This window comes from Citrobacter sp. Awk 2 (assembly GCF_028069815.1).
Classification (GTDB): Bacteria; Pseudomonadota; Gammaproteobacteria; order Enterobacterales; family Enterobacteriaceae; genus Citrobacter.
This window is the reverse complement of record NZ_JANEWL010000025.1, coordinates 39,886-49,521: the sequence shown is the minus strand read 5'-3', so window position 1 is coordinate 49,521 and position 9,636 is coordinate 39,886. Positions and strand designations below refer to the sequence as shown.

Sequence of the window (9,636 nt, the reverse complement as noted above, 5' to 3'; positions counted from 1 at the left end):
ATGTTAATATATAAATATCCAGCCTGCGATATTTCCTAAATATAAGTGGATAAATAAAACCATTTCTTGCAGTTACCTTCAGGCTACTCTCTCCCTCCTATCCTGATATAAACGGAAGAGAAATCCCTTCTCGCCATTGCATTTTTCGTCGATTTTACCCATGATCGAATTGTGACAATTGTCATATAACTATAGGTATAGCATTTACTATGGAATGGATTGCCGATCCGTCAATCTGGGCCGGACTCGTCACGCTAATCGTGATAGAACTCGTTCTTGGCATTGATAATCTTGTTTTTATTGCCATCCTCGCGGAGAAACTCCCTCCAGCCCAGCGGGATAAGGCGCGTATTACCGGGCTACTACTGGCGATGGTTATGCGCCTGCTGCTATTGGCGTCAATATCATGGCTGGTGACGCTGACCACACCTCTGTTCAGCATTCGGGACTTCAGCTTCAGTGCCCGCGACCTGATTATGCTATTTGGCGGCTTCTTCCTGCTGTTCAAAGCGACGATGGAGCTTAACGAAAGGCTGGAAGGGAAAGACAGCGACAATCCCACCCAGCGTCGGGGTGCGAAATTTTGGGGCGTGGTCGCGCAAATAGTGGTACTGGATGCCATTTTCTCACTGGACTCGGTGATCACCGCGGTTGGCATGGTTGATCATCTGGCCGTCATGATGGCGGCGGTGATTATTGCCATCAGCCTGATGATGCTGGCCAGTAAATCGTTGACCCGCTTTGTTAACAGCCACCCAACGATCGTTATCCTGTGCCTGAGCTTCCTGCTGATGATTGGTTTCAGCCTGGTCGCGGAAGGCTTTGGTTTTCGCATACCGAAAGGCTATCTGTACGCGGCTATCGGCTTCTCGGTCATGATAGAAGCCCTGAACCAGCTGGCTATTTTTAACCGTCGTCGTTTTCTGTCGGCTAACCACACGTTACGCCAGCGTACCGCCGAGGCGGTGATGCGCCTGATAAGTGGTCAAAAAGAAGATGCCGAGCTGGATGCCGAAACTGCCGCCATGTTGGCGGATCATCATGAAGGCCAGATTTTTGCACCACAGGAACGGCGGATGGTTGAGCGCGTACTGAACCTCAATCAGCGAACCGTCAGTAGCATCATGACGTCACGCCATGATATCGAGCATATTGATCTCAATGCGCCGGAAGCAGAAATTCGCACACTACTGGAGAAAAACCAGCATACGCGTCTGGTCGTAACCGGAGAAGATGAACAGGAAGAACTGCTCGGTGTGGTGCATGTGATTGACCTTCTGCAACAGTCGCTGCGTGGCGAACCACTCGATTTGCGCGTCTTACTTCGCCAGCCGTTGGTATTCCCGGAAACCCTGCCGCTCCTTCCGGCGCTGGAGCAGTTCCGTAATGCCCGTACGCACTTCGCTTTTGTGGCCGATGAGTTTGGTTCGGTGGAAGGCATCGTGACGCTGAGCGACGTGATGGAAACCATCGCGGGTAACTTGCCAAATGAAGTTGAAGAGATCGACGCTCGTCATGATATTCAGAAAAATGCCGATGGGTCGTGGACGGCAAACGGTCATATGCCGCTGGAAGACCTGGTGCAGTATGTCCCGATCCCATTAGATGAGAAACGTGAGTATCACACCATCGCCGGGTTGTTAATGGAGTATCTGCAGCGCATCCCGAAAACCGGAGAGGAAGTACAGGTTGGAGACTATTTGCTGAAAACCTTGCAAGTAGAAAACCATCGGGTGCAGAAAGTCCAGTTGATACCACTGCGCAGTGAAGAAGAGATGGATTACGAGGTATAAGCGATATGCCGGATGGCGCTAAAGCGACATCCGGCAATAGAGATCAGAGTTTATCCAGCAGCTTTTTAACATCTTTGCCGTTGCGAGAGTCTTTGTTGCGATCGGCCCAGTCGTTCAATCGACGTTTTGCTTCATCCTGCATATGCTTACGCAAGAGTTGGTCCACCTGCAGGTTATAGTTTAACGACTGCCACTTGCCATAGACCCTGAGCGGAACCGGAGTCGCTTTGAGGAAATCGATCAATTTGCTTTCCCCATTCCATCCGCCCAGCACACGTACGTTAAACTGAGTATCACAATTTTGCTCAACCAGATCTAACGTGCCCTTACCCGAAAGCGCCAGCATGGCGGACTGCCCTTCCATGTTATCCAGCGTAACCTTGCCGTTATCCAGAGTCAGATCGGTCACAAAGCGATCCAGCCGCGTCGCATTATCCAAATCCTGTTGTGAACTTGCACTGCCGCCGCTACGTTCAACCGCCTGTTGCACCAGTTGCTGGAAGTTCATGCCTTCCATACGCGTGCCGCTCATCTCAACATTGGCCTGTCCTTGCCAGCTGTGACGAAATGCCTGCGCATCAATGTCAGAGCCCGAAAAATCGCCAGTCAGTGACAACTTGCCAGTAAGGGCTATCGGATAGTCAAAGGCTTTCAGGATAGTGCCAATTTCTACGCCTTCCAGCCGTGGATGAAAGACTGCCCGTGGTGAGCCTTTTCTGGCGTCCAACGAGCCAGGAAGCGAGATCAATCCACCGTCACTTTTTCCCTGCAACTCATTGATATTCAACAAGCCAGCCTGATTGACGATTTTTGCAGAAACATTATCAAATGCCATTTTCCGCCAGAGAACTTTATCCGCCTGTAGTGCAATATTGGCGGAAAATCCTTGCAGCCCCTGATAAGAGACGGCATCAACCTGCGAGGCAATGACCGGCCGCGCCAGCGTCGACTGGCTCTGACTCTGCTGTGCCCCGGTATCTGTCGCCGCCAGAGCGTCATGCTGTACGATCAGGTTATCCAGGTTGAGCTGGCCGAATTTCAGATCGACGTCCCATGCAGGTTTCTCCGCCAGCGTTACCTGAGCTTGCCCGGCGAGTGAACTGTCATTCGCCGTTAAGTTAATCTGAGTAAAAGCGAGCTGTTTTTTCTCTTCCTGCCACCGAGCCTGAAGCTGACCCTGGCCGTGGATCCCCTGCGGCGGCAAGTCAGCGCCCTGTAACTGCCAGCTTAGCTGCTCAATGTTAGCGACTAAATCATGCGGATAGTCAGACGCATCGACAGCACCGCTGATGGACAACGTCAGGTCGCGCTGGTCGCGGTTAACGCGACCGGTGAAATCGAACGTTCCGCGATGCTGGGCATCCTGTTCCATATTCAGGTGAATATCACGAACCGTTATCTGTTCATCGTCTTCATGCTGGAATACCAGAACGCTGTCAGCCACGCGCAGGCGAGCGATATCGAACGACCATCCACGATCTTCTGCCAGATCCGGCAGTGTATTATCTTTTGGCGCAACAGGGGCATCGACTCCGCGCACAGCCTCGGTTTCAGGTATAAGTTGAATCACCGCGCCTTTGAGCATGACTTGCTTTACGCTGAGTTGGTGGCTCAACAACGGCCACAAGGCGACGTCCAGACGCATATTGTCGGCACGAACCAGAGGTTCGCTGGCACCTTCGGCCGTTAGCACCATGCGCCCGGAGAGAATGCTCAACTGGGGCCATACGTGCCAGCGCAGAGGACCATCCAACTGCAGTTGATATCCGCTACGCGCAGCAACTTGCTTCACCATGTATGCGCGGAAATCGTTCGGATTCACCAACAATACTAACGCAGAGAAACCGGCCACCAGCACGACCAGAAGAATCATCAGCGTCGTCAGAAATCGTCTCATGCTATCCCCAATGGACTGAAAAACACTCAGTCTTTATCGATCCGGCTGGCTACCGCGCCCTGCTGATCGCGATACTTCGCATCCTGGCGACGGTTGTAAGGTCGCGCTGCCGGGCCGGAAAGCGGTTCGAAGCTCAGTGCACCAATCGGCATACCGGGGCGCAGCGCCAACGGTAATTTTCCTGAGTTGTAAAATTCCAGCACGATGCACCCCGACCAACCCGGATCAATACGGTGTGCCGTAACGTGTACCATCAGGCCCAGACGTGCCAGCGAAGAACGGCCGTCTAACCAGCCAACAAGGTCGGAAGGCAGCGTTACGGATTCGAACGTTACCGCCAGCGCTAATTCACCCGGGTGCAGGAAAAACGCTTCACCGTCTTTGAGGACAATTTCATCACTCATTACGCGGTCAAGCGCAGCGCTGACCTCATCCTTCGGCCCGCTCAAATCAATATACGCCGCCGTATGACCGCGGAACGTACGAAATTTGTTTCCAAGACGCACATCTACCGTTGCGCCGTTGATACGCTCGACAGGAGGACGTGGATTGATCGACAGACGACCTTCATCCAACCAGGCTTCAATATCTCGGTCACATAAACGCATGGCACTTTCTCCTTTCGTGCTTCAACCCCTTAATGCCAGGCGCGTTAAGGGTGAACCAGGTTATCACTGAACGGTACACAATTCGCTGAACTTATTCAAAGAACTGACTGATTTTCGCCTTCAGAATATCGATAGCAATGCGATTTTTACCCCCGCGAGGCACGATGATATCGGCGTATTGTTTTGAAGGCTCAATAAATTGCAGGAACATCGGACGTACGGTTTTTTGGTATTGCGCCATCACCGAATCCATTGAACGACCACGTTCATTCACATCCCGCTTGATACGGCGCATCAGGCAAATATCCAACGGCGTATCAACAAAAATAGAGAAGTTCATTTCATCACGCAAACGCGCATCCGTCAGCAACAAAATACCTTCCAGAATAATGACTTTCTTGGGTTCAATATGAATAGTTTCTTGTGTGCGCGTGTGTTCAACATAGCTATAAACGGGCAATTCAATGGCGGAACCACGTTTAAGTGTTTGCAGATGCTGAAACAGCAAACTGTGATCCATCGCGTTCGGATGGTCGTAGTTCGTTTTTACGCGTTCTTCCATCGACAGATGGCTTTGATCTTTGTAATAGCTGTCTTCGGGAATAACGCCAATATGTTCGTCACCGACTTGTTCACGCAATTCGCGATAAAGGGTGCTGGCAATAAGACTCTTGCCGGAAGCCGATGCGCCGGCAATGCCGATAATGACGCACTGATGGGACTGATCAGTCATAAATTTAGCGACCTGATTAACCTGGATGTAAGGAAGGGCGGCGTCGAAACGCCAAACGCGGCAATTATAGGGATTTCAGCAGCGCGATGCCAGCCCAGGCTGCACCAATGCTTTCCCTGTCGCAAATTAAAACGGTTAATTTTAAAGCAGGCTCAAGTTTTATTCACCCGCCTTAGGAATTAATGGCTTGAGCGTGTTAATTTATGAGCAACTGGCGTATAAATTGTAAATTATTTGTACTAGCATAAACGAAGATTAAACGTGATGCGGCTGGTAACTCTGCTGGCCGACATCGGCTATTTGGGTAAAGTGGTAATGAGTAAACAATTCCAACATGTTTTAGTTACCCTACCCCATCCTCTGCTGCGCCTGGCCAGTTTAGGTCTGGTAGCATTTATCTTTACGCTATTCTCGCTGGAACTGTCGCGTTTCGGTACTCAACTGGCACCGCTTTGGTTTCCAACCTCAATTATGATGGTGGCGTTTTACCGCCATGCGGGGAAAATGTGGCCTGGGATCGCGCTGGCATGCTCATTCGGCAGTATCGGCGCGTCTTTGCTGTTTTTTCCTGGAGGTTCGCTTAACTACACTTATACGACCATCAACATTCTTGAAGCGGTCGCCGGCGCGATGTTGTTGCGCAAGCTGCTACCCTGGTACAATCCCTTACAGAATCTGAATGACTGGGCGCGATTGGCGTTGGGTAGCGCCGTCATTCCACCGCTGTTAGGTGGTGTACTGATGTGGCTACTGCTCCCGGAGGGAACCTCGTTAAATACGTTTCTCATTTGGGTGCTTTCCGAATCCATCGGCGCGCTGGCGCTGGTGCCATTGGGTCTGTTATTCAAGCCTCATTATCTGCTGCGCCACCGCGATCCACGCTTACTGCTTGAGACCCTCATCACGCTGCTCATCACTTTAACGTTCAGTTGGCTCTCCATGATGTACGTGCCGTGGCCGTTTACCTGCGTCATTGTGTTGCTGATGTGGAGCGCCGTCCGTTTGCCGCGTATGGAAGCATTTTTAATTTTCCTCAGTACCGTCATGATGGTCTCTCTGATGCTGGCTGCCAACCCATCGCTGCTCTACGCCCCAAAAACGAATGTGATGACCAGTATTCCGTGGCTGCCGTTTCTGATGATTCTGTTGCCAGCCAACATGATGACTATGGTGATGTACGCATTTCGGGCCGAGCGAAAACACATTTCTGAAAGCGAATCACGTTTTCGTAATGCAATGGAATATTCCGCGATTGGCATGGCGCTGGTCGGTACCGAAGGGCAGTGGTTACAGGCAAACAAGGCGCTGTGTCAGTTTCTTGGCTACAGTCAGGATGAACTGAGAGCGCTGACCTTCCAGCAACTCACCTGGCCAGAAGATCTGAATAACGACCTCGAACAACTCGGCATGTTGGCCCGTGGTGAAATCAATAGCTACTCCATGGAAAAGCGCTATTACACGCGCGCAGGCGAAGTCGTCTGGGCATTGCTGGCCGTTTCGCTGGTACGCCACAGCGACAACACCCCGCTCTACTTTATTGCTCAGGTCGAAGACATAAACGACCTGAAACACACCGAGTGGATGAATAAGCGGCTGATGGAGCGCATCACCCTCGCCAACGAAGCGGGCGGTATCGGTATCTGGGAGTGGGAACTGCAACCCGATGTGATCAGTTGGGATAAGCGCATGTTCGATCTCTATGAAGTCCCGCCGCATATCAAACCCAGTTGGCAAGTCTGGTACGAGTGCGTCGTACCAGAAGATCGCGAGCATGCTGAAAATGTGATTCGCGACTCTCTGGCCGCACGAATTCCCTTTAAGCTCGAATTTCGTATTGCAGTACGTGACGGCGTGCGACACATCCGCTCGTTGGCTAACCGGGTACTGAATAAAGACGGAGAAGTTGAACGCTTACTCGGCATCAATTTGGATATGACCGAAGTGAAGCAACTCAACGAAGCGTTGTACCAGGAAAAAGAGCGCCTGCACATCACGCTGGACTCGATCGGCGAAGCGGTGATTTGTATTGATGTCGACATGAACGTGACCTTTATGAACCCGGTTGCCGAGAAGATGAGCGGCTGGCAGCAGGACGACGCGATAGGTATTCCGTTACTGACAGTGCTGCGTATTACCTTTGGCGATAACGGCCCGTTGATGGAAAACATCTACAGTGCCGATATGTCGCGTACTGCCATAGAGCAGGAGGTGGTTCTGCATTGCCGTAACGGCAGCAGTTACGACATTCAGTACAGCATTACGCCACTCAGTACCCTTGACGGCGGCAGCATTGGCTCCGTGCTGGTCATTCAGGATGTCACCGAGTCGCGTAAGATGTTACGCCAACTGAGCTACAGCGCGTCGCACGATGATCTCACCCATCTTGCTAACCGGGTCAGCTTTGAAAACCATCTGAAACAATTGCTGCAAGCCGTACACGATACGCATCAACGTCATGTTCTGGTCTTTATCGATCTGGATCGGTTTAAAGCCGTGAACGATAGCGCGGGCCATGCTGCAGGCGATGCCCTGCTGCGCGAACTGGCTTCTCTGATGCTCAGCATGCTACGTACCAGCGATGTACTGGCGCGTCTCGGTGGCGATGAATTCGGCCTGTTGCTGCCAGATTGCAACATCGAAAGCGCACGCTTTATCTCTGGCCGTATTATCAGCGCCATCAACGAGTATCAGTTCATGTGGGACGGCCGTCTGCACCGCATAGGTGCCAGTGCGGGTATTACGCTGATCGATGAGAAAAATCATGTCGCGACTGAGGTTATGTCCCAGGCGGATATCGCCTGCTATGCCGCCAAAAACAGCGGACGTGGCCGGGTCTGCGTGTATGAGCCTCAGCAAAGTCAGACGCACACCTCACGGGAACTGCTGTCGTTTGATGAACAGAAGCACATTATTGCGCACAACCCGATGCTCATGATCGCCCGGGGTGTGGCCTCTCCACGCATTCCTGAGACATTCAGCTTCTGGCTACTCTCACTGCGTCTGGGAACAGAGGACGGTGATGTTATCGAAGAGCATATCTTCCGTACCGGACTTGTTGACCCTGCGCTTAATCATGCGCTTGACCGCCGGGTTTTTAACGAATTTTTCCAGCATGCAGCGACGGCGATTGCCAGTAAGGGACTCAGTATTGCCCTTCCCCTTTCTGCCGCCGGACTGTTGAGTACCGAACTTGTGGATGAACTGCTAGAACAGTTGCAACGTAGCCCGCTACCACCACGATTATTACACCTGACCATTCCAGCCGGAGTGATGAAATCGCATCCAGCTCAGAGCCTATCGGCCATTCAGCGGCTTCGTCACGCGGGTTGTCGGATTATTTTAAGCCAGGTTGGGCGCGACTTAGAGATCTTTGAAAACCTGAAGTTTCACACCGTCGATTACCTGTTACTCGATAGTGATATCAGCGCCAGTGTTCACGGCAACCTGATGGATGAAATGTGGGTTTCTATTATCCAGGGCCATGCACAGCGTCTGGATATCAAAACGATCGCCGGCCCCGTGCAAATGCCGCTGATTATGGACGCACTTTCTGGTATCGGTATCGATATGATCTACGGCGACATCATTGCTGATGCTCAGCCGTTGGATCTGCTACTCAATACCAGCAACTTCGCTATCAACTGACGGCTGCCACCCTTCCGTATACCAGATATGCAATAACGCATAGGAGCGCCACGGCTTCCAGCGCTCGGCATAACGCCGGATCTGGGCTGGCGTCATGCCCGGAAAGCGTTGTTTAATCAAATAATCGTCAGGGAGAAAAACATCTTTCGCCTGCCAACCGCGTAGCGCGAAATAATTGGCAGTCCAGCGCCCTATACCGGGAAACGTTTGTAGGTACTTTACGCCTTGCTCAATATCGGCTGGTGCAACCGATGCAAGCCTTCCGGTAAGCGCTGCTCGTGCCAGATGAATGAGCGCTTCGGCGCGTTTGAGCGGCATCCCTAAGGCTTTCAGGTGCAAAGGATCAGCAGCAGCCAGCGCTTGTGGTGTGGGAAAACACACATACTCAGGCGCGTCATCAAGCCTGTCACCGTAGGCGTGTACAACTTTCGCGGTCAGTTTTGCCGCCATGGCAACGCTCACTAACTGGCCTAATATCGCCCTCACACCTTGTTCAAAAGCATCGACAGAGCCGGGTAGCCGCAAGCCAGGACGCGCTGCGCCCAGGCTGCCCAGAGCGTTAACAATATGCTGTGGACAGCAGCCAAGATCGAACAACCGCTCAATTTTAGCCAGGCATTCTGGCGCAACGGGCTGTAAACCTGGACTTAACCTGACCTGAAGCTGGTGTGTCTTCAGGTCAGGCACTACACTCACCAGCCCGCGATACTCACCGATTGCCAGGCTCCTGGCGTAATACAACTCCCCGACGGTTTCGACCCCCTCCACCGCACGGGCGGCAAGAAACCCTAGCATCCAGGACCAGTCATAAGGCGGCTGCCAGCTCAGTGTTAACATTCAGGTTCCCTTTTTAGTTAAACCTACAGCATAAACGGTATTCAATCGATACGCCTTGCTTTCATATTCCAGTTGTCGGGGCGGCAACATTTCGCTAAAGTCACGCCCCTTCTTCACGGGCAT

At 52.0% G+C, this 9,636-nt stretch carries 6 protein-coding genes; 2 read left to right on the top strand and 4 right to left on the bottom strand.

What is annotated here, in order from left to right; genetic code table 11:
- The first annotated feature begins 209 nt into the window (after positions 1-209).
- Positions 210-1,793 carry a TerC family protein gene (locus NNO02_RS09185; protein ID WP_271454627.1) on the top strand — a complete coding sequence of 528 codons (1,584 nt, stop codon included), beginning with the start codon at positions 210-212 and terminating at the stop codon, positions 1,791-1,793.
- 43 nt (positions 1,794-1,836) lie between these two features.
- On the opposite strand, the gene asmA is transcribed toward NNO02_RS09185, so the two are convergent.
- The 3 genes from asmA to udk all read right to left on the bottom strand — a co-directional run bounded on the left by asmA (position 1,837) and on the right by udk (position 5,031).
- Positions 1,837-3,690 carry an outer membrane assembly protein AsmA gene (gene asmA / locus NNO02_RS09180; protein WP_271454626.1) on the bottom strand — a complete coding sequence of 618 codons (1,854 nt, stop codon included), beginning with the start codon at positions 3,688-3,690 and terminating at the stop codon, positions 1,837-1,839.
- Positions 3,691-3,716: 26 nt separating this feature from the next.
- Positions 3,717-4,298 carry a dCTP deaminase gene (gene dcd / locus NNO02_RS09175; RefSeq protein ID WP_003036774.1) on the bottom strand — a complete coding sequence of 194 codons (582 nt, stop codon included), beginning with the start codon at positions 4,296-4,298 and terminating at the stop codon, positions 3,717-3,719.
- Positions 4,299-4,389: 91 nt separating this feature from the next.
- A complete protein-coding gene (udk, locus tag NNO02_RS09170) occupies positions 4,390-5,031 on the bottom strand; it encodes a uridine kinase (RefSeq protein ID WP_005128328.1) in 642 nt (213 codons plus the stop codon).
- A 315-nt stretch (positions 5,032-5,346) separates the two neighbouring features.
- Here udk and NNO02_RS09165 point away from each other — a divergent pair, with 315 nt between their 5' ends.
- Entirely contained in the window at positions 5,347-8,676 is a 3,330-nt protein-coding gene (locus NNO02_RS09165; protein WP_271454628.1) for a diguanylate cyclase, read from the top strand.
- On the opposite strand, the gene alkA is transcribed toward NNO02_RS09165, so the two are convergent.
- Positions 8,644-9,513, bottom strand: a complete 870-nt coding sequence (gene alkA, locus NNO02_RS09160) for a DNA-3-methyladenine glycosylase 2 (RefSeq protein WP_271454625.1) — start codon at positions 9,511-9,513, stop codon at positions 8,644-8,646. The two genes, NNO02_RS09165 and alkA, sit on opposite strands and share 33 nt — an antisense overlap.
- Positions 9,514-9,636: the final 123 nt, after the last annotated feature.